This window comes from Enterococcus sp. HMSC076E04 (assembly GCF_001814285.1).
GTDB classification, from domain to species: Bacteria; Bacillota; Bacilli; order Lactobacillales; family Enterococcaceae; genus Enterococcus_B; species Enterococcus_B lactis.
This window is the reverse complement of sequence record NZ_KV815632.1, coordinates 189359-214129: the sequence shown is the minus strand read 5'-3', so window position 1 is coordinate 214129 and position 24771 is coordinate 189359. Positions and strand designations below refer to the sequence as shown.

Below are 24771 nucleotides of genomic sequence, written 5' to 3'. Positions count from 1 at the left end.
GCGGATGTAAAGTATTTAATTCAACCTATATAGTACTAAAGTGGATAATATTGGTGTCAATGCAATCATTGCAACCACACCAAACCCATCAATGATCGGATCTCTTCCCTCAATTTGTGCAGCGATCGCCACGCTCATTGATAAAATAAATGTCGAACACATCGGACCCGTTGCTACTCCACCGTTGTCAAAAGCCATTGCTAAAAAGATCTTGTCCACTTTTCGTCCTAAAATAAATGCTAGCCCATATCCTGGGATCAAGAAATAATAAAGAGAGAATCCGACGAGCAAACGCCACATAGACAATCCTACTGCTGCGCCAATCCCAATCGAAATCACCATCAGCATGACTTTCGACCGGATCCTCCCTTCACTCAATTCTTCAACCTGTTTGACCATTACATGAATCGCCGGCTCAGCAAACCCTACTAGGAACCCCATCAAAAAGCCAAGTGGAACCAATATATAATTATAGGGCAATCCAGCGATCGTACTACCTAAATGCTGTCCTACCGGAACGTAAGCCATATTGACTCCTTGCAGGAAAAGGATCAACCCAATAGTCGTTATCAAGAAGCCTTTCATAATGTCAAAGAAACGCTTCTTGCGCATACGAAAACTAATGATATTCATCAAAACAAATAGAATCACGATAGGGGCCACTGCTAAAATAACTTCCATAGTAACGATCTCGATACCATCTATCACTTGCTGCCAGAAATTCATTGGAAGATCACCCCCAAAATCATTACGGCAAGAATTGGTCCTAATGAAGCAATACCAACCATCCCAAAGCTGTCATTTTCATTTTTCTTTTGTTTGATCATACTAGTCATCCCTCCGGCAAGGGCCAAGATAAATGGAACAGTTACTGGACCAGTAGTCACTCCCCCCGAATCAAAAGCAATCGGCATGAATTCGGAACTGGTGAAGAACGAGGCGATCAAAACGCCTATGTAGCCTATAGCCATCAATTGATAATAGGATAGCTTGAATACGACCCGAAGCAGCGCAAAGGCTAGAAATACTCCAGTGCCGACGCTGACGATCCCAATCAGCAACACTCTGCCAATCTCTCCGTCAGATATATCATATACTTGTTGTCCCAAAACTTGCACGGAAGGTTCGGCAATCGTGATCACGATCCCGATAGCAAACCCCAAACTGACCAAAACAGCCAAACTTTTCTTTTTGATCATATATTTCCCTACTAGATCTCCGACTTCCATCATGGAATAGTCTGCCCCAAACAAAAAGAGCGTCATTCCGATCATCATGATAGCCGCACCTACCAAGAATGAAGCGAGGTCTTCTCCTTCTAACGGCGCAAAAACAAACGTTAAAATGACAATCAGGACGGTCATCGGCAATATGGCAGCAATCACTTCTTTAAAATTTTTTAGCATGTATCCTCCTCCTTTACTCTTTAAGTTTACCTTAAAATGAAAGAGTTTTCGAGTATAAACTTAAAACGTTATCTTTTAATTTTTCTCAACATAAAATAACACACGTCCCAAAAGTATCTTTTTACTTGGAAAAGATGACTTTGTAGGGACGCACTTGCTGTTGTTTTTTATTTTACAGAGCCGATCATTCCTTGAACGAATTGCTTTTGCAAAACAAAAAATACGATGGCAGTTGGTAAAGTAGCAATGACTAATCCAGCCATGATCATTCCATAATCTGGCGTATAGGAAGCACCCATAGCAGATAAAACAAGCGGAACCGTCCGTTTATCAGGAGATTGCAAAGCCACTAAGGGCCATAAATAATTGTTCCAACTGCTCATGAATGTGATGATTGCTGCCGCTGCATAGGTATTTTTAGCCGTCGGCATATATACTCTAAAAAAAATACTTAGTTCTTTTAGACCGTCTAATCGAGCGGCTTCTACTAGATCTTTTGGAAAGGATTTAACATTTTGTCGGAAGAAGAAGATCAAAAAAGCAGTGCTGACAGATGGTAAGATTACAACTAAGAAACTATTGATTCCCAAAATCGTTCCGTTCAATTGTGAAAACATTCGATACAAAGGAATCATCAACGCCGCAAAAGGAACCATCATCGATAGCAGTAGAATATTGAAAATCAAGTCTTTTCGCTTGCTTTGATAAATCTCAAACCCATATCCTGCCATTGAGGAAATCAGCAATGCAAACACAGTGGTCACTAAAGCGATCATTGCTGAATTCCAAAGGGAACGAGTAAAATTCAGTTCATTGGAAAACAAATTTTGAAAATTGATGATCAAGTTACTGCCAATCTTTATTTTTCCCGATGTGATATCCACGGGTGTATTCGTCATTCCCAGAATCATCCAGACAAAAGGGAAAATGGAAATAAATGATAGGATGCTTAATGCTGTATACTTTAATGCTGACCCAATTGCCGAACGAAGTCCTAAGGCTTGTTTTTTGACGTTGGGATGTTCGATCGTTTCTTTTTCTACCATGCTTTTCATCGACTCTCTCCTCCTACTTTCGTTTGGATTATCGACAATATCACAATAAAGGCAACAATAACAAAGGAAACTGCTGCCGCATATCCAAAATTAGGCGTGAATTTATAACTCAAATTATAGATGTATTGAGACAAGGTGGTCGTTGCATTTGCTGGACCCCCGCCAGTAATATTTTGTACTTCATCAAAAAGCTGCAATGTCCGGATCGTCGAAGTAATGGAAGTAAACAAAATGATCGGTTTTAAATTCGGGATCGTCACTTTGATAAACTGCTGCCATTTAGAAGCACCGTCAATAGATGCTGCTTCATAAATCTCCGAATCAATATTTTGCATGCCTGAAAGGAAAAAAATCATATTGTATCCAGTCCAACGCCAAGTGATCGAAAGAATGATCAGAACTTTCGCCCAAATTGGATGAGTCAGCCAGCCAATCGGTGTATCAATCATACCAATGCCCAACAACAAGTTGTTTACAAGGCCAGATTGAGAAAATAGACTTTTCATGATCAGAGAATAACTGACCATCGAAGTGATACACGGAAGAAAAATAGCTGTTCGAAACAACCCTTTATATTTCAGCTTTTTATCATTTAAGAGGTTGGAAATAAAAAGCGCTAGAAACAGCATGATTGGTACTTGAACTAGTAAATATAGGAACGTATTGAAAAAAGCTTTTTTAAAAGTAGCATCTGTCAGCATCCGCTGATAATTACCTAATCCGTTAAATCTCATATTGACAGGGGGACCACTTTGAAAAGACGTGATCAAAGCCAAAACCATCGGAATAAAAACCATGATCGATATCAAAATGACTGGCAAGATTAAAAAAGCATGCCCGTTTTTGAATAAATCTTTCTGCTTCATTCTTTTCCCTCCAATTCTATCATTGATTATTTAATTGAAAAGACAAGAAAGACAACGTCTGTAAGGCAGCCGCCATCTTTTTTGTCTTTTCGGTTGTCTGATGAAAAAGCAAAGAAATTTGCTTTTTTATCACCAATCAATTAGCCAACTGTGCTTCTACTTGTTTTTGTGTATCTGCTAGTACCTTGTCTGTCTCTTCTCCATTGATGATTCGATGAAGAGCTTCGGCTACGACTGCTTCAATTGCATAGGTCTCATGTCCGTAATTCACTTCTGGAATTTCTGATGTCCATTTGGAAAAATCATCAAAGACCTTTTGGCCACTGTAAAATTCTGAAGCTTCTTGATAAGCTTCTTGTTCATTTGCACTAAGCATCGTAGACACCAGTCCGATTTCTTTCGCAAGAGTGCCCATCAGTTCTTCATTCGATGCAAACGTTGCTTCGAGGAAATCTTTCGCTGATTCTTCTCCAGCTACTCCTTTGAGCACATACCAGCCAGCGCCGCCAAGGTTAGAAGCTTGCGCTTTTTGTAAACTTTCTGGCAGTGCAGGTATTGGCGCAATCTTCCATTTTCCAGATTGGTCTTCTGCTCCTTGGATCGTTGAAGAATACCAAGCGCCAGTTGGGCTAGAAGCTACTGCTCCTGATTGTATCGCAGTTACTCCAGCATTCCAGTCAGAGGTTTGTTCGACTAGGTCTTCTTTCAAAAGAGTGGCAAATAATTCAAGACCATACTTTAAAGATGCATTGTCTTGGATCGTGACCGTCTCCCCATCTTTGGACGTATACCATTCTCCCGCTTGTTGCATCATCATTCTTACTCGACCAAGATCAGAAGGATTGACTTCAGCGATTTTCTTTCCCGTCTTTTCTTTGACATCTCGCGCCACTTGAATATACTCGTCCCACCTCAGATTCTCCATGTCCTCTTCTGTATATCCTGCTTCAGCCATCAGATCCGTACGATAGAAGTTTGCTGTTACGCCCGAATCGAAAGGAACACCGTATATTTTTTCTCCTACTTTGTTTACCGCAAATTTATACGGTGCAAAATGATCTTCCTTTACAATAGCAGACAAATCAGCGAATGCATCTGGATAAGAAGTCAAATAGCCTTGTATCCTATAATCTTCAATCAAGACGATATTGGGCAATCCTTCTGTATTCCCGCTTGCTAAAGCGGTGTTCAGTTTCTGAACGATATCATCCTGAGACATCGTAACAACTTCTATCTCTGTTTCTTCGTTCTCATAAATTTTTTTTGCTTCATTCACTGCTTTGATATTGAATGTCTCATCCCACGCCCAAACAGTGACTTTTTCTTCGTTGTCTGCTGTGCTACTAGCACTTCCGCATCCTGTTAAGAAACCTGATGCTGCCGCTAAACAAACGACTCCAGCAATTAACTTTCTGATGTTCATTTTTATCCGCTCCTTTTCCATCAATTAGTTGTTTACGTTTGCTACATTCATCATACCAAAATTCGAAAACGGTTTCTTTATTATTCAGATACTTCAAAAATTTCTCCTAAAATAATAAAAAAATACAAATCAACTATGACAAAAGGAATAATCTTAGCATCTAGACCAAAGATCGAAAGGGTGGAGGTTTCTTTAAAATAAAAATATCCTTGCATTTTCTCCTAGAAATAAGTATTTTTAAATTACAAGACTATTCTTAAGGCGGATAAAAAAATGCCAATACGCGTAATTCTTATCGATGATGAACAGACGATTTTAGACGGAATGAAACAGTTGATCAATTGGTCTGAGCACGGGTTTCAATTAATAGGAACTTTTTCCAGCCCGTTGAAAGCGTTTGACTTTTCTTTGGCACATGCAATCGATATCGTGGTCACAGATGTAATGATGCCTGAACTAAATGGGATCGAATTATCGCGGCTATTAAAACAGCAACAACCTGAAACACAGATTCTTATCCTCTCTAGCTATGATGAATTTGATATGGTTAAAGATTCTTTCAAATATGGCGTCGCTGATTATCTTTTAAAGCCTCGATTGAGTCCTGATTTTTTTCTAAATTCCTTAATTGCCGTTTCACAAAAAATCAAAAAAAAGCCCAACAAAAGCCCAATCACCGATCGTTATGAGCAGATCTGCGAGAATCTTTCACAGCAGATTGCTGGACAAACTCGTCCATTGCTTAACCCTCTTCTTTTTGAACACACCTTGTTTTTTCTGGTATATACCGAAAAACGGCCATTCAGTTCAAAACAAGGCTCTAAACAAAAACAGTCGATCATCCATTCGTTGATGGATAGCGACGATTCATTTACTATCTATCCCTTTTCTACCTTTTCGGAAGAATCCGGCTATGTGATCAATACTGATTCCAAAGATACGCTTAGGAAGTTTGTTCAAAAGTTTCGTCAAGAAATTTTTCCAGGTGATTTTTTTGTTGTTTCTGACTCTTTTGCAATCCAAGATATCAATGAAATATTCCAAGAAATCAGAAATTGTACCAAAGGACAACGTTTCTATCATAAGGGAAAGAACCTTGCTTATCAGCATGAACTTCTTCCGTTATCAACCAACCACGAGCAGCAAGCAAGTAGCTATTTAACAAAAATCGTTCATAAAGACTACGCTTTAGCTGTCAAAGAACTTGAGGTTTTCTTCACGACAATATTGGAACAGCCTATTGATCCAGCTTATTTGAAACATGAGGCAATCAATCGTTTCTATGCATTACTCAACGCTTTGGCTGACGAATATGTTGGGAATGAAGAACTTTCTTTGCTCAAGATCGCCCTTCCTTCTTTATTAGCCGATGCTGAGTACTTGGAAGATTTTTCTATTCTTGTCAAAGAAACACTTGAGAAACTCACCCACTTTTCTGCAAATGCAATAAAAGACAATTTCGATATCTTGACTTTGATCTACGAGTTCGTCCAGGAAAATTATGAGAAAGAAATCAATTTACAACTTCTATCCGAAAAATATCATTTTTCATATAGCTATCTTTCAGCTATCTTTACTGAAAAATTTGGCATCAACTTTTCAAAATATCTAAAAAAAGTCCGTATTAGTAAAGCCAAGCTCTTTTTAACGGAAACACGGCTTACTTTGACGGAAATCTGTGAGAAAGTCGGCTATACCGAACTGGGTTATTTCTCCAGAGTTTTTAAAGAAGAGACAGGAATGACACCTTCTCAATACCGTAAAGGAACTTTTGTAAAATGAGAAAAAAATCAAAGAGCATGAACTCTTTACCAAACTTCTGTTCATTTTGTTCATCGGTCTTTTTCTGCAGGCCATCGTCATCTCTTTGTTTATTTATCATCGATCAAGGGATGCCTATATCCAGCTGTTCAATCAATCGAATGATGTGGTACTAAAAAAGATCCAATCTGAATTTGAAGGCTTGAATGATGCAATCGAGAATACATTAGCCGCTTTTGATTCCAACCCAGCTGTCGAAAGCTATTTTTCCAATGGTCCAGTCCAACATATGGAACAGCTTCAGCAGCTAAGAACGATCCAAAAAATGAATGACTCTCTTTCAAAAATCCATCCAATGATCGATTACGATGTGTTGATCTTTGGAGAAAACGGAAGAACTTTTGTCGGAAACGACATGCTCACTGCCGTATCTGCCGATTCTTTTTTTCAATCTGCGATTGCCCAGAGAGTGAATGAACGTGCTGCTGATACACAAATGCTTTTTGCACAATACGGATTGACTCTTCGCGATAAGAAAGCACCCAGCGTCTTCTTTGTCAAAAAACTGAAAAACACATTGAATCACATTTACGGATATGCTGTTTTATCGATCTCATCTCAGCAACTAGCGAATCTTTTTCAATCTGTAGTAAATCCTGAGATATCGAAGATCTCCTTCATGAACGAAGAACAGACGATCATCGCATCAAATGAAGAAAATAGAATTGGGAGCCGATCAATGATTTTCAAAAAACTAACAGTAGGTGAAACAACGATTTCAAATGGACAGCAGTTGACCCGTCTTCCCCTGTACCGCCAGGATTGTACATTACTCAGTCAAGTCGATCTTCATTCTTTGTCTAACCAAATGGGCGTGATTTTCCCCATTATTTTGTATAATATCGTGACACTTGCTTTTGCTGGCTCATTGGCATTTATGTATTTGGATCGACACACAAAATCGATCTACCGCTTGATTGATTCGCTAAACTGGCTAGAGGAAGATGGCTTAAAAGCTACTGTTCCTGTACAAGGAAGCCATGAAGTCCAATTGCTAGGGAATACGATCAATCAATTGCTAAGTAATGCGCAGCATCATTATGAACAGACCATCCAAGACGAAAAGAAGAAACGTTCGCTTGAAATCCAAACTATGCAAGCACAGATACAGCCCCATTTCATTTATAATACGCTGACTAGCTTGAAATTTTTGATTTGGCAGAAAAAAACTGATGAAGCAGTTCAGGGAATCGACAGTTTCATTACTTTACTAAGAAGTACGATTGGAAAAAAAGAAGAAGTGATTCCAGTCAAGGAAGAAATCAAAAGCGTACAAAGTTACATTGATCTTTTGAGTATGCGATATGGCGAAAGAATCTCGGCTAAAATAATGATTCCTGATGAACTGCAGACATTGTCTATGCCGAATATGATCCTTCAACCAATTATCGAAAACGCCTATCTTCATGCTTTTCACAATAAAACGCAAGGATTCATCACGGTGTACGGCAAAACAAAAAATCAGCTTCTTTTATTCGAAGTGATTGATAACGGCGATGGCTTCGATACTGAAAATACCAAACAAAAAAATGATCATTTCTCAGGAATCGGCATCAGTCATGTAGATGAGCGGATACGCCTAATGTATGGAGATGCATATGGCATAACGATCCAATCAGTGATTGGGACAGGAACGACTGTAACGATTTGTCTCCCGCTTCTTTCTAAAAATCAATCAGAATATTAAAAATAAAGAATAGCCAAGCGCTGATTGATTTATTTTAAGTTAAATAAATCAATCAGTATTCTTGACTTTCATCTACGCGTCTATTCTACTGTCAATACTGGATAACAGCCCAATATTTGACTTTTTCCTCCGAGCATCTTGATTTCTTGGAGCGCATTCTCTACTAATGCCATTGGGCGGTCCAATAACAAATCGATTACGAAAAAATATTCTCCCAAGCTAGTTTTCAATGGTCGGGATTCAATCTTACTTAAGTTGATCTCCCGCCAGCCAAAAGCTGCCAGCATTTTATGAAGCATCCCTGGCCGATTAGCAGGCAGTGTCAAGATGACACTCATCTTTACTGGAGCTGGCTGCTGGCTGGTCATCTTTCGGTCACCGACGATCCAAAAACGTGTCTGGTTCAACTCATTATCTTGGATATTCTCAGCTAAGATCTCCAATCCAACATGCTGTGCTGTTTCTAATGAAGCAATCGCTGCTGCGTCTTCTTTCGGATGTTCTGCTACATACATTGCTGCAGCAGTTGTTGATTCTGTTGCTACTAAAGGAACATTAGGATAATGCGTTTCTAAAAACTGTTGTGATTGTGCTAGTGCTTGGGGATGAGAAAGGATTTTTGTAATCTTTGTTGCTGCATTGCCTAAAAGCTGCTGCTTGATAGGAAGAACGATTTCACTTTTAACTTCGACTTCTGGATGTTTGGAAAGAAGATCGATTGTGTGATGAACAGATCCTTCCAATGAATTCTCTACAGGAACGACAGCCAGATCCACCTGTTTGCGAAACAAAGCGCGCAAACAAGCAGGAATCGAAGCATACGCAGTCAATTGTTCTGTAGGAAATAGCTGGCAAGCCGCCTGATAAGTGAACGAACTTTCTGGCCCTAGATAGCTGACATTCATATGCTTTTGATCCTCTCTATAATGGTATCGATGATCTTTTCTGGTGTTTCATTGGTCGTGTTGATTCGAAGTGTCGCGCTCTCTTCATACCAGGAAAGTCGTTGTGCCAATAAGGCTTTTATTTCTTCTCTTGTTTTTCCAAGAGCTAACGGTCGAATAGACGTTTTATCTTGTTGGATACGATCGATTAGACAATCTGCTTCTGCCTCTAAGTAAAGAACAATTGGCTGTGTTTGTAAAAATTGCCGATTGGCAGCACATTGGACGATTCCTCCACCAGTCGCGATAATTTTATCTTCATTTGACAGCTTTCTTAAAACCTTTGACTCCACTTTTCGAAAGCTGTTTTCACCGTAATAGTGAAAATATTCGGCAATCGACAATTGGATATGTTCCTCAATCTTTGTATCTAAATCTACATACTCTTTTTGTAAACGTTGAGCTAACCCTTTACCGATCGTTGTTTTTCCAGCGCCCATGAAACCAATCAGCAAAATGCTAGCCATGAGCTTCTCCTCCTGACACAAGTTCTGCTAAATCATCGAAAAATGCCGGATAAGAGATTGAAACGGCTTCGGCTCCTTCTAGTTCGCAAGGTCCATCGGCTATCAAAGCAGCTACTTGCAGCATCATCCCGATTCGATGATCGCCTCTGCTAGAAACTTTTGCGCCATGCAGAGGTGTTGGTCCATGGATGATCAAACCATCTGCTGTTGCTTTTATCTTTGCTCCCATTTTTTGCAATTCTTCTGCCACCGCATCAATTCTGTTGGTTTCTTTTACTTTTAATTCTTCTGCGTCTTTAATGATCGTGATTCCTTCTGCTTGAGTAGCCACTAAAGCTAGAATTGGCAGTTCATCAATCAGACGCGGAATGATTTCTCCACCAATCGTCGCTTTCTTCAAATGACTCGTCTTGACACTTAAATCAGCCGATTGGTTCTGTTTATTGTGATTCGTCTGGGTAATCGCTGCGCCCATCTCCTCCAACACATCTAAGATACCTGTCCTTGTTGGATTGACCCCGACATTTTTTAACAACAGCTGGCTTTCCGGAACAAGAAGTCCTGCTGCTAGAAAGAAAGCAGCTGATGAAATATCACCTGGAACAGTGATCTGCTGACCGGTTAATTTTTGCGGTCCTGTCACCATGATTGTTTTATCTTCCACTGTGATCCTTCCACCAAATTGACGAATCATTTCTTCCGTATGGTTACGGGAACGTTCTTTCTCAACGATTACGGATGTACCTTCTGCTTGTAGTGCCGCAAACAGCAAAGCAGATTTGACCTGTGCACTAGCTACAGGCATATTGTATCGGATAGGTGATAAAGAGCGGGTTCCTGTCACAGTGATTGGTAAACACTGGTCATTTTCATTTCCTTGCAAGTCAGCACCCATCTCGCGTAAAGGCTCCATTACTCGCCCCATTGGACGTTTAGACAACGAAGCGTCACCGAACAGAGTCGTTGTAAAAGGCTGACCAGCCAAAATACCCATCAATAAACGACTCGTCGTACCGGAGTTTCCCATGTCGATGGGTTCAGTTGGTGGGACAAAGGAGTGGCTACCGCGACCATGAATATTGATCACCTCTTCCTCTTCTTCGATTTCGACGCCTAATTGTTGGAAGGCATGTAAAGTACTCAGACAATCTTCTGCGCGCAAAAAATTTTGTATAGTCGTCGTTCCCTCAGCAATTGCTCCAAACATGATGCTGCGATGAGAAATCGATTTATCTGCTGGTATCCTAACAGTCCCTCTTAATCCATGTATTTGTTGTAATAATCGCATTTATCCAGCCTCCTATTTGATCCAGCAATGATAACTGGTATTAGACATAATGGTTCTTTTTGCTTGTAACAAATCCTGTTGATTTTTGAAACTGATTTGCAGTATCCCTAAAATATCTTCTCGCGTCTCTTGGATCTTCAAATTAATCAAAGAAACTCCCGCTTTTCCGATCAGTCCAGTTACTTCTGCAATAACGCCAGGCTCATCTGGCACATCGATAAATAAATCAAAAAAGGCAGGGATTGCGCCTTGCTTATGGATAGGCAACTGGTCTCGACTTTCTTTTGCCCGATTGAAAAAAGAAAAGATTTCCGATTGGTTCTCAGTCATGATCCATTCTGCTATTTGTGTCATTTCTTGCTGCCAATCTGCCAATCGTTCCAATAATATCTGCTTATTGCTCAACAAAATATCTGTCCACATGACAGGATCCGAGGAAGCGATCCTAGTGATATCTCGAAAGCCTCCTGCTGCTAGTTGTTTGGCTCGCGGATATTCTTGATTGAATTGTTCTGCCTGATTGACTAAACCAGCTGCCAGAATATGTGGAAAATGACTTAGCATTCCTGTTATACGGTCATGTTCTCCTGCTGTAAGAGTCACATATTTTGCTTTGGTTCCGCAAAATAGTTCTTGCAGTTTTTCAACATCTTTTTTCGTCTTTTCCAAAGGTGTAAAGATGTAATAGGCATTTTCAAATAGTTTAGCATCTGCTGCCTGTATACCTGATTTGTGAGAACCAGCCATTGGATGTCCACCGACAAACCGAAGATTTTTCTGCTCAGCGGATGTCACGACTTGCTGCTTCGTACTGCTGACATCCGTAATGATGACGTGATCAGACAAGTTGATTCTTTCAAGGACATCAAGATAAGCTAAGGTTGTACGGACGGGAACGGCTAATAAGATAACGTCTGCTTGTTCTGCACCTGTTTCAAAATCATTTGCAACGTAATCAACGATCTGCTGTTCTACTGCTTGCTCACGGGTTTTTGACTGACTATCCCAACCAACTACTATCAGTTCTGGATTGGTCTGACGAATACAAAGTGCCATAGAAGCACCAATCAGTCCAAGCCCCACGATAAAAACATGTTGTGCCATCTTATTTGCCCCCTTTTTAGTAATGTTTCAAGTAGTCACGGTACTCCTTCACTGCAGCTTTCAACTCAACAAGCGAATCACTTGGGAATTTTGACAATATCTCTGTCGCTACCACAGTGGCTACAACATTTTCCGCAACGACACTAGCTGCAGGAACTGCTGTACTATCCGAACGTTCTACACTTGCTTTGTAAGGTTCTTTTGTATCGATATCAACGCTTTGAAGTGGCTTGTACAATGTAGGGATGGGTTTCATGACCCCGCGGATAATAAGTGGTTCGCCATTGGTCATTCCGCCTTCGAAGCCGCCTAGATTATTGCTACGTCGGAAGTAGCCTCGTTCTTCTTCCCATAAGATCTCATCCATCACTTCTGATCCTGGTAATGATCCAGCAGTGAATCCGACCCCAAATTCTACTCCTTTAAAGGCATTGATACTAACCACAGCTTGCGCGATTTTGGCATCTAGCTTCGTTTCCCATTGTACATAGCTTCCTAATCCAGCTGGAACGCCTCCAACGAGCACTTCTACAATTCCTCCGATCGTGTCTCCATTTTTCTTTGTCTGATCGATCAGTTCTTTTATTCTTTGCTCGACTGCTGAATCAACAACCCGTACTTCTGATGCTTCAGAAATTTCTTTGATTTCTTGAATGGAGATATTTCCAGGTATTTCTGCTTGGATTCCACCAAGACAAATCACGTGTCCGGCTACGATGATGTCAAGTTCTTCCAGAATTTTCTTGGCAATTGCGCCGATTGCTACACGCATGGTCGTCTCTCTTGCAGAGGACCGTTCAAGCACATTCCGAAGATCTCGATGATGGTATTTCATACCGCCTACCAAATCCGCGTGTCCTGGACGCGGACGTGCAACTCGCCGCAGTGATCGGTCTTTTTCAGGTACTTCTGCTACAGACATGACAGTTGTCCAATTTTTCCAATCTTTATTTTCTACCACTAAAGTGACAGGTGAACCAATTGTTTTGCCGTGACGGATGCCAGACGTGATCCGAACACGGTCTTTTTCGATCTTCATCCTTCCTCCTCTGCCGTAACCAGTTTGTCTGCGAGCGAGTTCGTAATTGATTTCTTCTTCTGATAGAGGTAACCCTGCTGGTAGTCCTTCAATAATCGCTGTTAATTCTGGTCCATGGGATTCTCCCGCAGTCATATAACGCATCTTACAGTCCTCCTAAGTAATCTTTGAATGTCTCTGTAGGAACAGGTACGATTTTTGCTTGCCCAATCTTTTCTAGCAAGATGATATTCAATTGGCTTCCTCTTGCTTTCTTATCATGGGTTATCGCGTGGAATAATTCCTCTGAATGACTTAGATCGTAAGTAATCGGCAGGTGGAATTTTTGGAGTATCCTTTCTAATGCAGCTGTCGATCCAGTTGGAGACAAGCCGATTTTTTCTGCATGAGAAGTGATGGCTACCATTCCAATAGCTACTCCTTCTCCATGACTGACTACCCCATATCCTGCTGTATTTTCAATTGCATGGCCAATTGTATGGCCAAAATTTAAAATAAGTCGATTTCCTTGGTCAAAGACATCTTCTTCCACTACTTTTCGCTTGATTTTCAACGTAGCAGTGATGATTGGAACAGCATGCTCTAAAAGATCTTTTTCGTCTTTCAGCTCATTCAGCTGTTGCCAAAGCATTGCATCTGCTATAGCTGCTGATTTGATGATTTCAGCGATCCCTTCTCGTAAACGACGTACCGGCAAAGTCTTTAGAACCTCAGGATCAATCAATACGCCAGCTGGCTGGCTAAATGTTCCGACAAGGTTCTTCGCTTTGTTTGTATTGACTGCTGTCTTCCCACCGATACTAGAATCTACTTGTGCAAGTAGCGTAGTCGGAAGTTGAACGAAATGGATCCCACGCATGAACGTTGAGGCCACGAATGCGGCTAGATCACCCACCATTCCTCCACCAAGTGCAAGTATTCCATCGCTGCGGGTAAAATCATTATCTGCCAAAAAATCGTATAACTCAGCTGCTTGTTCCAAAGATTTACTGGTCTCACCCGCCGGTACGATTGAAAGGACTGGTTCAAAATCAGCTTGTCTCAATTGGAACATGATTTTTTCCGCATACAGTGGAGCAACGTTGGTATCAGTGATTACAGCTACTTTTTGAGGCTTCCAAATCGTTTGAAGCCATGATCCAGCCTGTTCTAGTGCACCTTCTTCAATATGAATATCGTATTTCTGGTTATCAACATGTATAGTAAGCATTCGTTTCACTTCTTTCTTTTAAAAAGCTGGCATTAATCGAGTGTTTGGATCTTTTCCATTGCTTCTTTCATGATCGCCACTTCTTTCATCATGCGTGAGTAAGTCTTTTCATTCAACGATTGGGGACCGTCTGACCAAGCATTTGCAGGATCAGGATGAATCTCTACGATCATGCCATCTGCTCCGCTTGCCACACCCGCACGGGCCATTGGTGGTACAAGATCCCAAATACCTGTACCATGACTTGGATCAACGATCACAGGGAAATGAGTTAATTTTTTCATCAATGGGACAGCACTTAAATCAAACGTATTACGTGTAGCTGTCTCGTAAGTCCGAATCCCACGTTCGATAAAAATGACAGGAGATTTGTCTTCGACTGCAATGTATTCTGCAGCATTAAGCCATTCATTGATCGTACCAGAAATCCCACGTTTCAATCCAACAGGTTTACCTGTTTTGCCGACAGCAGATAGCAGTTTGAAATTTTGCATATTACGTGCGCCAATCTGTAGGATATCGCTGTACTCAGCCACCATGTCGATATGTCCTTCATCCATCACTTCAGTAATCACTTTCATTCCAAATTCATCAGCCGCTTGACGGATGTATTTCAATCCTTCTTCTTCTAAACCTTGGAAAGCATATGGAGAAGTACGTGGTTTGAAGGCACCACCTCGCAGAATTTTTGCGCCCCCGGCTTTAGCCATCCGCGCACATTCTCTGATTTGGTCTAATCCTTCGATAGAACAAGGACCAGCCATCGTCACAAAACTGCCGTCACCGATTTTTACTCCGTCTACATCCACGACTGTATTGCCAGGATGGAATTCTCGAGAAGTCAATTTGTATGTGTTCAAAATACGCACAGCATTTTCTACTCCTTCGTAGCGTGTAAATGCTCCTTCTTGTAAACTTCGCGTATCACCTTTTAGTCCAATCACTACTCGTTCTGTTCCTTGATCGATTGAGACTTTGAATCCTTCTTTTTCGATATGATCGACGACTTTTTTTACTTGTTCTTCCGTTGCTTCTTTTTTCATAATTACTATCATTGTTTTTCCCGCTTTCTTTTGTTTACTTATCTATCTTGGCTGATTTTCTCTACTTTTTCAAGTTGGTTTTACATAAATTCCTACTAAACGACCGTGTCCTATTGTTCTCATTTTCGCTCCTTCTTTCCTACTTATGAACCGGATAATCAACAAAAAAAGATGTCCCTGTAGGAAATTGCCTCTACAGTGAACATCTTCAACGAGCCTTAAAAAGCGCTGCAAAAATATAAAATAGCCACTATAGATGAATTTCTCTACGTGGCTGTAAGTCGTGTTTAAAAATCTTTAGCCATCATAGATACAAACTTGGTTTGTTTGTACCCACGAAGTCATGAATACAAACCTATCTAAAATAGCTAAAGTAATACGTATTCAGTTTTGTAAGTTTTCTAGATTTCATAAAAAATCGCTCCAAACTGATGTAAGAATTGTACCTAGTATAGACATAAAAAAATCGACTGTCAATCATTTTTGTGAAACTTTTTTTAATTTTCTGATATTTAACTTTATTTTTCAGAAAAACAACAATTGGTTTCATTGAAGAAAATAGTCATGAACAAAAGATTCTGAGAACTTTTTTGCTCGCTTGTTCATGACGTATCTTGTTCATGACGTATAGAATAAAGCAGCTTTGTCTTGTAAACTCTGTTTTTCAAATAATAATCTAAAGATCGCTACTGGATAATAAAGCTGATTTCATGGTCCTCTTCGCCGCTGATGCGATAAGGTGACTCAACATCCGCTCCCCAGCTATTGATACCCCCGACTCCTCTTACTTTTGCAAAAATCGTAAGAACCGTTCGTCTTTCTGGCGGTAGTTCTTCTATATGTGTCGCCTGTTCCAGTTCTTCTGCTTTGAATGGTAAAGCGGAAAAAGCAAATGGCGTATCCTGCTGTTCAAATCGCAACGAAAAGTCTTCTTGATCTTTGTCCGTATTATCCAATGTTTGATTTCTTGTCAGTTCTAGCCATTTCGTTTCCATATGCATACCGCATTCTTGGGGAACAAGATATGGAGGGATAGGGAGTCCTTCCACTTTATAAATACCTTCGATACCACCAGCCAGCCGATCCGGATATGTTTCCCCTGATAAACCCTCATACTCAAAGAATTTTGCTTTTGTTGGTATAATGAACCTTATACCCAATGCTGGTAATTCCGGCAACCCTTTTTGTCCAACATAATGCATTTTAACAAGCATTTTACCCTCTCCAGCGATTTGGTAGGAAATTGTCACTTGTGTTTTTGGTACTGTGTTGATTTCCAGTGTAAAAATGATTTCAACTGTTCCAGCGTATTCATTACTTGAATATTGATTATTTACTGGGGCAATCGGCAAATCGATCTTTTTATTGTCCACCAGTACTTCTATTTCTTTGACTTTTGGATACAATCCGGCTCCTAACCACATACCAGATTTAAATCCAAATCCGCTACCTCTGTCATTATCGGTCGTTGCCCGCCAAAAAACTGGAAGTGTTTCCCGGTATAGCCATTCTTTTCCGTTTTTATTGAGCGATTCCAGTCCGCCTCTTGTATAAGAAAAAATATAATGCGTATTCCCCGATTTGACACCTAATGTACAGTCGCCGAAGACGATTGCAACTTTTTCTGTCTCCATATGACTTTTATTTACTGTATTTTTCATAATAATATCTTACCTCCTGCATGGCGGGTTTTTCTTGTCCATCTGCAAAAACGATTCCATTCCCTGAGAATTCATAGTCACTTGGTTTATCGTCAAAGTCACCGCCATAGCGCATCACTTCTCTACCAGTGATTGGATCAGTCACTTGGATCGCCTGATCTTTAAAATCCCATATATAGCCTCCTTGGTACATTTCATAACGATCAAGCAACGTCATGTAAGAATCCATTCCACCTAACGAATTCCCCATGTCATGCATGTATTCACATAAGATGAACGGTTTTTCCGCTTTATTTTCAAGGTAGTCAACGATCTCTTCTGGTGGCGCATACATGCAGCTTTTTACATCTGAAATCGAATCTTCGAATGCTGGATTTGGAAAATTCCCTTCATAATGAACAAGTCGATCCGGGTCTACTTTTTTGAAGTAATCGTTCATTTGTCGAATGTTTTCTTCCGCATAGGATTCATTTCCAAGAGACCAAAAAAGAATGCTTGGATGGTTTTTTAATGTTTCGAAATTCGTTTTTGCCCGATCAAGAACAGCAGATTGCCACTGAGGTACTGCACCTGGCACGTTGTAAGAAGGCTCAAATGCACCCATTTTTTGCCATGAGCCATGGGATTCGAGGTTCGTTTCCGCCATCACGTGGATACCTGCTTGGTCGCATAAATAATACCAAGTGATCTGGTTGGGGTAATGAGATGTCCGTACGCCGTTGATCTTTGCATTTTTTATGATAGCCAAATCTTTTTCCATATCTTCTATAGTGATGGCGCGTCCTTTTTTTGGATGCCACTCATGTCGATTTACCCCGTTGATGATCATCCGTTTTCCATTGAAGTATATGATTTTATCTTTGATTTCGATTTTACGAAAACCGAAGGAATAGTTAATATACTCCGTTACTCTTTTTTCTTCGTCTATCGTCTCCAATTCAAGCTTATATAAATTGGGCTGAAAATGCCCCCACAATGCCACGTTTTCAAATCCATCGATCCGAATCGTCATTTGTTCTTTTAACGGATATTGCTGTTGATAGATTTCCTTCCCCTCAGGATCTAGTATCGCTACATTCAGCTGACTGTTTTTGGCTACTTGCTCAAAAGACAAATCTACTTCAAGTTTACCATTTTGACATTTGTCATCTAAGCGAGGTTTGATCCAAAGATCTTCTAAATGGTTTTGTCCTCGAGCAACTAAGAAGACCTCTCTGAAGATCCCAAAAAATCGGAAAAAGTCCTGATCTTCCAAGAATGCAGCTGTACTTCTTTTGTAAACCTCCACAGCTAGAATATTTTCTTCTTCCAAATAAGGTGTTAAATCAAATTCAGACGGAGTGAACGAATCTTCGGCATAGCCGATAAAATGACCATTCAACCAAAGGAACATTGCTTGTTCTACACCAGCAAAATGTATCGAGATTTGTTTTCCCTTTAGACCTTCTTCTAATCGAAAAGTCGTCAAATAGGACCCCACCGGATTGTCTTTAGCAGCTGAAAATATCCCTTCCGCCTCTTTCTCAGGGCTTGTCGTGAAAGGGGGACGGCGAAATACATGTCCCTCCCACGGATACATCGTATTGATGTAATGGATCTTGTCATAATTTGCTAATTCAATATGACTAGGAACAGTGATTTCATCAAAAGAACAGGCATCAAAATCTTTTTTATAAAATGTTTTTGGACGTACCGAAGGATTTGGCGAATAACAAAAACGCCATGTTCCATTTAAAGACTGTTTAAGGGATGATGTGGTTTCTACTTCTTCCCTTGTTGCATAGCAAACATGATCACTATGCGCATTTGATTGGTTCACTCTAAAAACTTGTGGATCATCTAACCATTTTATATTTGCTTTCATACTTTTTTCCTTCTCTCTCATAACTTTTTGAAATGAAGCAGCTCTGTTTGGAAATCACCTTGAAAATCAGGGAAGTAAAGTCCGACTGTCATCAATTCGGCCCCCGAAAATAGCCGCTTCGAGGTCTGTTCCTGATAAAGTGCCTCATCATCTAACCCCAACAGATATACTTCATGGAACGCTGGTTGAGCTGAAGCTAGTATCCTCCCTAAAAACACAATAGCTTCATCTTGTTTAGGAGACACAAACATCCATGCGACAATATTTTCTTCAAAAGGACTCGCCAAACGATAATAATGGCCGTACTGGATCACGGGACGAATCGTTTGATAGGATATAATTTGTTCTTTGACTTGCTTTTTTTCTTCAGGAGACAGCTTTGTCAAATCCAGTTCATAACCAAAAACAGCGCTCATAGCTGTTTCTCCTCTTGTTTTCAACGAAGTAGATCTGCCAGTCTGATGATTTGGTACAGCTGATACATGAGCCGTGATGGACGAAATCGGATAAGCAAGACTTGTTCCATATTGGATTTTCATACGCTCCACTGCATCCGTGTTATCACTTGTCCATGACTGCGGCATATAATAAATAAAACCAGCATCAAACCGCCCACCTCCACCAGAACAGCCTTCCCATAAGATTTCCGGATAATCAGCTGTCAAATGTTCGAGTAGTTCATAAAGCCCAAGCATATAACGATGCGCTACTTCTCCTTGTCTAAGTGGGTCAAGGGTAATCGAATAGATATCTGAAAGCGAACGATTCATATCCCATTTGATGTAGTCAAGAGGAATCGTGTCTAAAATCTTTCTCATTTGTTTCTCAATCGTCTGCCGAACATCTAACCTTGTAAAATCCAGTACATGTTGTGATCTGGAAGCAGAAGGCATTCTACCTGGCACCTGCATAAGAAAATCAGGATGTGTTCGATACAGTTCAGAATCAATGGAGATCATTTCTGGTTCAAACCATAAACCAAATTTCAATCCTTTGCTATGAGCATAATCTGCTATTTCACGTAATCCATTTGTCAACTTGCCTTTATACTCGAACCAGTCTCCTAATGAAGAATTGTCCGCATCTCTTTTTCCAAACCAGCCATCATCTAATACGAACATTTCGATGCCTAGCTCCTTTGCTTCATCAATGATCGCCTTGATTTTTTCACTATTGAAGTCAAAGTAAGTGGCTTCCCAGTTATTGACAAGAATCGGCCGTTCAGCAAATTGATGACGACCTCTTGCGATTCTTTCACGTAGCAACTCATGGTGGATCTGACTCATTTTGTTCAATCCCTGACTTGAGTAAGAAAGGATCATTTCAGGTGTTTGAAAAGACTGATTTGCATTCAATTCCCACGAAAAACAATGGCTGTTGATCCCACCGACGACTCTCAATTGATTGATCTGATCTTTTTCAAGTTCGAAAGAATGGTTGCCGGAATAAACAAATTGAAGTCCAATCGCTTCTCCAGTATTTTCTGTCGTATGATGATGAACTAAAGCAATAAAGTTATTCATATGGTGACTGCTCGTTCCTCGACGGCTTTCAAATACTTTTGTTCCAGATAAAAGAGATTGCCGTGAGATCTGTCTTTCATTGACATGTGCTCCTGGCAAAGCAATGACTTCATCAAATCGCCTAGTATGGGCAAAATCTAACTGGAAACTAGCTGCTTTTTCTAGTTTGATTGTTTCTCTAGTTTCATTTCTTATCTTTACAGATCGTGTGATCACTGCTCTATCACTAAATATGGTATAGAACAAATCGAAATAAATCGCTGTTTCTCTATCCTTAAGTGAAATCACCAACGTTTGTGCCTCTGACTTGTCTAGCACATAAGTTTGAGGCAAGCCTTCGATGTCTGGCTTCCCATCTGTAATATAATTACTATCATATCTCAGATCCAGTAAGTCTGACCCATTCTTGCGCTGAATGATCGATGCGGGCGTTCGAAAGTCCATGCTGCCATGAGAAGAGTATTCTTGTGGTAGTGTATCTTTCGACAGAGACCGGTCAGGATTTAAGGGAATATTTCCTGAAAATCCACGATCTCTTCGGGGATAATTTTTATTGTCTTTGTACTGCTTGACTGGTTTGCCAAAATAAATATGCGCCAATACATTGCTCTCTTCTATCTTTATCAGATAAGAAAGAAATGTATTTCGTAAATGGAATACTCGGCTCTTTTCATCAAATAAGATGAAATTTTTTTCTGTTTTTTTATGCGTAATATCCATCATTTCACTCCCACCAAAACGGAAACCGTTTACTTTTTTTATAATTCCTGTATACTGTTTACTAAACAATTTTGTCAATAGAAATTTTTTGTTTTTTTGAGGAGTGTGTAAAAATGGTTGGAATTAGAGATGTCGCACGAAAGGCAAATGTCTCTCCTGCTACAGTTTCCCGCGTGTTGAATAACGATCAGACGATCCATGTGGCTCAGGCTACTCGGCAACGAATAGTAGAGGCAGCAGCTGCGTTGGATTATGATATCAGTACTCGAAAATATATCAAAAAGAGAATGCCTTCGATTGGTGTGATCTCTACGATCGGCAAAGCGAGCGAAGAACATGATATCTATTACAAACATTTGCGAGTAGGGATGGAAGAAGAAGCTCGACGTCTGCATTTAGGGATGAATCGAATCTATAATCTATCTGATAATCCTAAACAATGGGAAGATCTAGATCAGTTAGGTGCGGTGATCGTTGTTGGGACCGTTACGAAAGAATCGATTACCGCCTTATTAAAACAAAACATGCAAATAGTCGTCGTGGATAACCCTGACATCCAGCAAGAGGTCGATATGGTTTATGCAGATCTTGAACGGATGACTAAAACCGTACTGGAATTGTTCTTAGAAAATGGCCATAAAAGAATAGCCTATATTGGGGGGTATAAAGTCGATATGGATGAACTGGGTGGGAAGCAGATTTCTATAAACGAAAAGAGAATGCGTGCCTATCAGCATTTTATGATCGATCATCACTTAGAAAAATATATGTCTTATCGTCTAGGTGGCTGGACAGAAAAACAAGGTGAGGGACTTGCGACTGATCTATTAGAAAATGAATCCCCTCTTCCTACTGCCATTCTTGTCGGGAGCGATCCAATGGCAATCGGTGTCTATCGGGCATTGAAACAAAAAAATATCCAAATTGGAGAAGAGATTGTTGTAGCAAGCTTTGATAATATCGAGACAATCGCAAACCTCTCCCCTGGCTTGACCAGTGTCCAAATCAATGCGAAATCAATTGGGCAAGCAGCTGTTCGAATGGCATTGGAGCGAATTGACGGAATACGGGACGAACCAATCATTTTGACTTATCCTGCACGATTGATTGTTCGGGAAAGTTTTATCCCAAGAACAAAAAGGTATTAAAAGAGAGGTTGTAAAAAGCCGCTTCGTTTCTTCATACTCAAAACTAAACGGCTTTTTCACAACCTCTTACTTATACTTATTCACAAAATCCAATGTCTGCTGGTAACAATTTTGCGATTCTTTTAGCGTGTAATCAAATTGGTATTCATGGGTAATCTCTTTTTTTGTATCTGTATAAAACAAGGATTGCACGGGTACCTTTAATTCTGTCAACCGATTTTCTAATGCTTGACCTTGCTCTTGGAAGGAGTAAGCATTTCCGTCAGTTATATACGTTGGCGGAAATTCCTTAGAAACATGGTCAGCCACACTAGCTTCTTTCAGTTGCTCGCTCGTTTTCCAATCTTTTGTTCCAATCAACGACCATGCAACGGTTTTGACGAAGAACTTCATAAATCGATCATCCGAATGTTGCTGTGCTGTTAGCTTTAAATCAACGGGTCCACAATAAGAAATGGTTCCTTTCAAACTATCTTTTGGAAGTACCTGTTTGATTTTCATCTGTTTGGCATACGCTTCATTTGTTTGTAGAGCTGCATATTGCAAAGCGATTTGTGCACCTGCACTATCGCCGCCAAAAAATAGTTGTTCCATGTCTAGCAGTTTGTCGTCGCCTTCAGCTAATAAATCTTTGACCAGCTCATTCACTTGAAGAACTTGATTAGGGTATTCTGAATCAGGCGCTAATTCATAATTCATCGCAACCACTGCGATGTTGGCATCTGATACTAATTTTGTCGCAAATTCCTTGACACCTGATTTATCTCCGCCGACGAACCCTCCACCATGTACCCAAAACAGAACAGGAACAGGTCCCTTGCTGTTTTTTGGATAGTAGATATCATACGTATTCTCTTTATAGTTGGACTCGTACGTCAAATCTGTTTTTTTCGCCACGTTTTTTTCTGCTTGATTGAACGTTTTCTGATCGGTGATTTGAACAGTATTTGAAAACATATGGTTGATCAAGAATGCTCCGGGTCTGGGGGAAAGCTGGAAGGCAAGAAAGATTGCAAACGCGATCCCAAGAATGATTCCGAAGAACCATCCGATAAATTTAAGAATTTTCTTTTTCATAAGTCTCCCTCAGAAATTAGTATTAAGCATTCTGATTATACCATAGTGTTCTTTCCTAGCAAGCTCTCCTGCATGATTTAATTGTTCCCCCAAACTTCTTCTGCAATGCTTTTGACAAAAGCAATCTTTTCCCATTGTTCTTCTTCAGACAAAATATTTCCTTCTTCTGTTGAAGCAAATCCGCATTGAGGACTTAAGCACAAACGATCCAAAGGCAGATATCGTGTCGCTTCGTAGATCCGGTCAATCACTTGCTGGCGCTCTTCCAGTTCACCACTTTTCGTTGTGATCAAGCCTAATACAACTAATTTATCTTCGGAAACTTTCGCTAAAGGTGCAAAACTCCCAGCACGTTCACTATCGTATTCTAAATAATAGGCACGGACATTTTCTTGAGTAAATAATGGATCTGCTACGTCGTCATAGCCCCCCGATGCTGCCCAAGTAGAATGATAATTCCCGCGACAGACATGTGTATTGAGTGTTAAATCATCCGGCTGGTCAGCTAAGACTGCATTGTTGATCGTTAAATAAAGATTTGCTAGTTCCCGACGAACTTCTTTTTCATCTTTTCCCTCATCCATCGCAAACCCTTTAGGAAGTGGTGCAACTAATACTCCCCATGTACAATCATCTAGCTGGATCGTCCGCGCACCTGCTTCATATAAGTCGTCGATCACTTGACGATAAGCTGCGATGATATCTTTGATCAATGTTTGATTGTCTTCATAGACTTTTCGAACATGGGGTAATATATCCGGACGAAGTAGTTCCACTAAAATTTGAGCTGGAGCAGGAATTGTCTGTTTCACTTCGATGCCTTGACTTGTATGTGCCTGAGTGAATTTAAAATGTTCGACGAAAGGGTGGTTCGTACCAGAAATTTTCCCCGTCACAATCACTGTACCAGGACGTGTCTCTTCTCCATGAAAGAAATAGCCATGTTCAGGCACATAAAATTCCACGCCATTCAACCCATAAAAGAAGTCCAAGTGCCACCAGCTGCGACGGAACTCTCCATCAGTAACAGCTTTCAAACCAGCTCCTTCTTGTTTTTTTATCAATTCGATGATCGTTTCATCTTCAACTTTTCGAAGTTCCTCTTGTGTGATTTCCCCATCGGTAAAACGAGTCCTTGCCTCTTTCAGCTTTTCAGGACGTAAAAAGCTCCCGACGATGTCATAGCGAAATGGTGATGTTGTTCGAATTGTCATAAAAAATCTCCTCCAATAATCATGTTTTAACAAAGCGTATGAAGCTTTTCAAAAAAAGAAAAAAGTACCCGCCTCTTTTGCCGTTGAACGACAAAAGGGACGAATACTTCGTGTTACCACCCTTATTTGCATTATTTTCACAAATAATGCCTCATCGGTACAGATTGTATACCCGGCGAGTTATCGGTCGCTTTACCGTTTAGATTGCGTG

20 protein-coding genes, 1 pseudogene and 1 other annotated feature (1 of these 22 running past the window's edge) are annotated in these 24771 nt (G+C 40.3%); of the genes and pseudogenes, 4 read left to right on the top strand and 17 right to left on the bottom strand.

Annotation, left to right across the window (positions count from 1 at the left end; genetic code table 11):
* Positions 1 to 15: 15 nt before the first annotated feature.
* The 5 genes from HMPREF2961_RS13550 to HMPREF2961_RS13530 all read right to left on the bottom strand — a co-directional run bounded on the left by HMPREF2961_RS13550 (position 16) and on the right by HMPREF2961_RS13530 (position 4750).
* Positions 16 to 726 carry a DUF1538 domain-containing protein gene (locus HMPREF2961_RS13550; protein ID WP_070705050.1) on the bottom strand — a complete coding sequence of 237 codons (711 nt, stop codon included), beginning with the start codon at positions 724 to 726 and terminating at the stop codon, positions 16 to 18.
* Positions 723 to 1406 (bottom strand): DUF1538 domain-containing protein, encoded by a 684-nt coding sequence (locus HMPREF2961_RS13545; protein ID WP_002292009.1) that lies wholly within the window; start codon positions 1404 to 1406, stop codon positions 723 to 725. The genes HMPREF2961_RS13550 and HMPREF2961_RS13545 overlap by 4 nt, the downstream gene beginning before the upstream one ends.
* A 167-nt stretch (positions 1407 to 1573) precedes the next feature.
* Entirely contained in the window at positions 1574 to 2461 is an 888-nt protein-coding gene (locus tag HMPREF2961_RS13540) for a carbohydrate ABC transporter permease (protein ID WP_002334734.1), read from the bottom strand.
* Complete coding sequence (locus HMPREF2961_RS13535) at positions 2458 to 3327, bottom strand: carbohydrate ABC transporter permease (RefSeq protein WP_070705047.1); 870 nt, start codon at positions 3325 to 3327, stop codon at positions 2458 to 2460. Before HMPREF2961_RS13535 ends, HMPREF2961_RS13540 begins: the two co-directional genes overlap by 4 nt.
* 136 nt (positions 3328 to 3463) lie before the next feature.
* Positions 3464 to 4750: an ABC transporter substrate-binding protein gene (locus HMPREF2961_RS13530; protein ID WP_002306538.1), complete on the bottom strand. Its 1287-nt coding sequence runs from the start codon at positions 4748 to 4750 to the stop codon at positions 3464 to 3466.
* A 273-nt stretch (positions 4751 to 5023) separates the two neighbouring features.
* On the opposite strand from HMPREF2961_RS13530, the pseudogene HMPREF2961_RS15850 reads away from it, so the two are divergent.
* The 3 genes and pseudogenes from HMPREF2961_RS15850 to HMPREF2961_RS13520 all read left to right on the top strand — a co-directional run.
* Positions 5024 to 5284: pseudogene (locus HMPREF2961_RS15850) on the top strand (response regulator); the annotation flags it as partial.
* A gap of 318 nt (positions 5285 to 5602) precedes the next feature.
* Positions 5603 to 6532 carry a helix-turn-helix domain-containing protein gene (locus HMPREF2961_RS15845; protein ID WP_025476745.1) on the top strand — a complete coding sequence of 310 codons (930 nt, stop codon included), beginning with the start codon at positions 5603 to 5605 and terminating at the stop codon, positions 6530 to 6532.
* A 46-nt stretch (positions 6533 to 6578) separates the two neighbouring features.
* On the top strand, positions 6579 to 8258 hold the full coding sequence (locus HMPREF2961_RS13520) for a cache domain-containing sensor histidine kinase (protein WP_070705044.1): 1680 nt from the start codon (positions 6579 to 6581) through the stop codon (positions 8256 to 8258).
* An 80-nt stretch (positions 8259 to 8338) separates the two neighbouring features.
* On the opposite strand, the gene pheA is transcribed toward HMPREF2961_RS13520, so the two are convergent.
* The 10 genes from pheA to HMPREF2961_RS13470 all read right to left on the bottom strand — a co-directional run bounded on the left by pheA (position 8339) and on the right by HMPREF2961_RS13470 (position 21121).
* A complete protein-coding gene (gene pheA / locus HMPREF2961_RS13515; RefSeq protein ID WP_002309043.1) occupies positions 8339 to 9163 on the bottom strand; it encodes a prephenate dehydratase in 825 nt (274 codons plus the stop codon).
* Entirely contained in the window at positions 9160 to 9669 is a 510-nt protein-coding gene (locus tag HMPREF2961_RS13510) for a shikimate kinase (RefSeq protein WP_002292022.1), read from the bottom strand. The genes pheA and HMPREF2961_RS13510 overlap by 4 nt, the downstream gene beginning before the upstream one ends.
* Positions 9662 to 10957: a 3-phosphoshikimate 1-carboxyvinyltransferase gene (gene aroA, locus HMPREF2961_RS13505; protein WP_002314867.1), complete on the bottom strand. Its 1296-nt coding sequence runs from the start codon at positions 10955 to 10957 to the stop codon at positions 9662 to 9664. The genes HMPREF2961_RS13510 and aroA overlap by 8 nt, the downstream gene beginning before the upstream one ends.
* Before the next feature lie 12 nt (positions 10958 to 10969).
* A complete protein-coding gene (locus HMPREF2961_RS13500) occupies positions 10970 to 12061 on the bottom strand; it encodes a prephenate dehydrogenase (RefSeq protein ID WP_002292024.1) in 1092 nt (363 codons plus the stop codon).
* Between the two features lie 16 nt (positions 12062 to 12077).
* Positions 12078 to 13244, bottom strand: a complete 1167-nt coding sequence (gene aroC / locus HMPREF2961_RS13495) for a chorismate synthase (protein ID WP_002314866.1) — start codon at positions 13242 to 13244, stop codon at positions 12078 to 12080.
* A gap of 1 nt (position 13245) precedes the next feature.
* Positions 13246 to 14310 (bottom strand): 3-dehydroquinate synthase, encoded by a 1065-nt coding sequence (gene aroB, locus HMPREF2961_RS13490; RefSeq protein ID WP_025477235.1) that lies wholly within the window; start codon positions 14308 to 14310, stop codon positions 13246 to 13248.
* A gap of 32 nt (positions 14311 to 14342) precedes the next feature.
* Positions 14343 to 15365, bottom strand: a complete 1023-nt coding sequence (gene aroF / locus HMPREF2961_RS13485) for a 3-deoxy-7-phosphoheptulonate synthase (RefSeq protein WP_002292027.1) — start codon at positions 15363 to 15365, stop codon at positions 14343 to 14345.
* A 674-nt stretch (positions 15366 to 16039) separates the two neighbouring features.
* Positions 16040 to 17014 carry a beta-galactosidase small subunit gene (locus tag HMPREF2961_RS13480; protein ID WP_002314864.1) on the bottom strand — a complete coding sequence of 325 codons (975 nt, stop codon included), beginning with the start codon at positions 17012 to 17014 and terminating at the stop codon, positions 16040 to 16042.
* Positions 16995 to 18878, bottom strand: coding sequence for a glycoside hydrolase family 2 TIM barrel-domain containing protein (locus tag HMPREF2961_RS13475; RefSeq protein ID WP_025477234.1), 1884 nt, complete (start codon positions 18876 to 18878; stop codon positions 16995 to 16997). Before HMPREF2961_RS13475 ends, HMPREF2961_RS13480 begins: the two co-directional genes overlap by 20 nt.
* Positions 18879 to 18895: 17 nt before the next feature.
* On the bottom strand, positions 18896 to 21121 hold the full coding sequence (locus HMPREF2961_RS13470) for an alpha-galactosidase (protein WP_002314862.1): 2226 nt from the start codon (positions 21119 to 21121) through the stop codon (positions 18896 to 18898).
* Positions 21122 to 21234: 113 nt separating this feature from the next.
* Here HMPREF2961_RS13470 and HMPREF2961_RS13465 point away from each other — a divergent pair, with 113 nt between their 5' ends.
* A complete protein-coding gene (locus tag HMPREF2961_RS13465; protein ID WP_002314861.1) occupies positions 21235 to 22269 on the top strand; it encodes a LacI family DNA-binding transcriptional regulator in 1035 nt (344 codons plus the stop codon).
* A gap of 66 nt (positions 22270 to 22335) precedes the next feature.
* On the opposite strand, the gene HMPREF2961_RS13460 is transcribed toward HMPREF2961_RS13465, so the two are convergent.
* The gene (locus tag HMPREF2961_RS13460; RefSeq protein ID WP_002345957.1) at positions 22336 to 23346 is read right to left on the bottom strand and encodes an alpha/beta hydrolase; all 1011 of its coding nucleotides are present in this window, start codon (positions 23344 to 23346) and stop codon (positions 22336 to 22338) included.
* Positions 23347 to 23423: 77 nt separating this feature from the next.
* Entirely contained in the window at positions 23424 to 24560 is a 1137-nt protein-coding gene (locus HMPREF2961_RS13455) for a 5-methyltetrahydropteroyltriglutamate--homocysteine S-methyltransferase (protein ID WP_002292037.1), read from the bottom strand.
* A gap of 92 nt (positions 24561 to 24652) precedes the next feature.
* Positions 24653 to 24771 (bottom strand) — a binding site (T-box leader) (it continues 113 nt past the right edge of the window).

Bases quoted from the DNA above. Each gene is read 5' to 3' on its own strand.
- HMPREF2961_RS13550 (WP_070705050.1), bottom strand. From the start codon at position 726: ATGAATTTCTGGCAGCAAGTGATAGATGGTATCGAGATCGTTACTATG.
- HMPREF2961_RS13545 (WP_002292009.1), bottom strand. From the start codon at position 1,406: ATGCTAAAAAATTTTAAAGAAGTGATTGCTGCCATATTGCCGATGACC.
- HMPREF2961_RS13540 (WP_002334734.1), bottom strand. From the start codon at position 2,461: ATGAAAAGCATGGTAGAAAAAGAAACGATCGAACATCCCAACGTCAAA.
- HMPREF2961_RS13535 (WP_070705047.1), bottom strand. From the start codon at position 3,327: ATGAAGCAGAAAGATTTATTCAAAAACGGGCATGCTTTTTTAATCTTG.
- HMPREF2961_RS13530 (WP_002306538.1), bottom strand. From the start codon at position 4,750: ATGAACATCAGAAAGTTAATTGCTGGAGTCGTTTGTTTAGCGGCAGCA.
- HMPREF2961_RS15845 (WP_025476745.1), top strand. From the start codon at position 5,603: ATGGATAGCGACGATTCATTTACTATCTATCCCTTTTCTACCTTTTCG.
- pheA (WP_002309043.1), bottom strand. From the start codon at position 9,163: ATGAATGTCAGCTATCTAGGGCCAGAAAGTTCGTTCACTTATCAGGCG.
- HMPREF2961_RS13510 (WP_002292022.1), bottom strand. From the start codon at position 9,669: ATGGCTAGCATTTTGCTGATTGGTTTCATGGGCGCTGGAAAAACAACG.
- aroA (WP_002314867.1), bottom strand. From the start codon at position 10,957: ATGCGATTATTACAACAAATACATGGATTAAGAGGGACTGTTAGGATA.
- HMPREF2961_RS13500 (WP_002292024.1), bottom strand. From the start codon at position 12,061: ATGGCACAACATGTTTTTATCGTGGGGCTTGGACTGATTGGTGCTTCT.
- aroC (WP_002314866.1), bottom strand. From the start codon at position 13,244: ATGCGTTATATGACTGCGGGAGAATCCCATGGACCAGAATTAACAGCG.
- aroB (WP_025477235.1), bottom strand. From the start codon at position 14,310: ATGCTTACTATACATGTTGATAACCAGAAATACGATATTCATATTGAA.
- aroF (WP_002292027.1), bottom strand. From the start codon at position 15,365: ATGATAGTAATTATGAAAAAAGAAGCAACGGAAGAACAAGTAAAAAAA.
- HMPREF2961_RS13480 (WP_002314864.1), bottom strand. From the start codon at position 17,014: ATGAAAAATACAGTAAATAAAAGTCATATGGAGACAGAAAAAGTTGCA.
- HMPREF2961_RS13475 (WP_025477234.1), bottom strand. From the start codon at position 18,878: ATGAAAGCAAATATAAAATGGTTAGATGATCCACAAGTTTTTAGAGTG.
- HMPREF2961_RS13470 (WP_002314862.1), bottom strand. From the start codon at position 21,121: ATGGATATTACGCATAAAAAAACAGAAAAAAATTTCATCTTATTTGAT.
- HMPREF2961_RS13465 (WP_002314861.1), top strand. From the start codon at position 21,235: ATGGTTGGAATTAGAGATGTCGCACGAAAGGCAAATGTCTCTCCTGCT.
- HMPREF2961_RS13460 (WP_002345957.1), bottom strand. From the start codon at position 23,346: ATGAAAAAGAAAATTCTTAAATTTATCGGATGGTTCTTCGGAATCATT.
- HMPREF2961_RS13455 (WP_002292037.1), bottom strand. From the start codon at position 24,560: ATGACAATTCGAACAACATCACCATTTCGCTATGACATCGTCGGGAGC.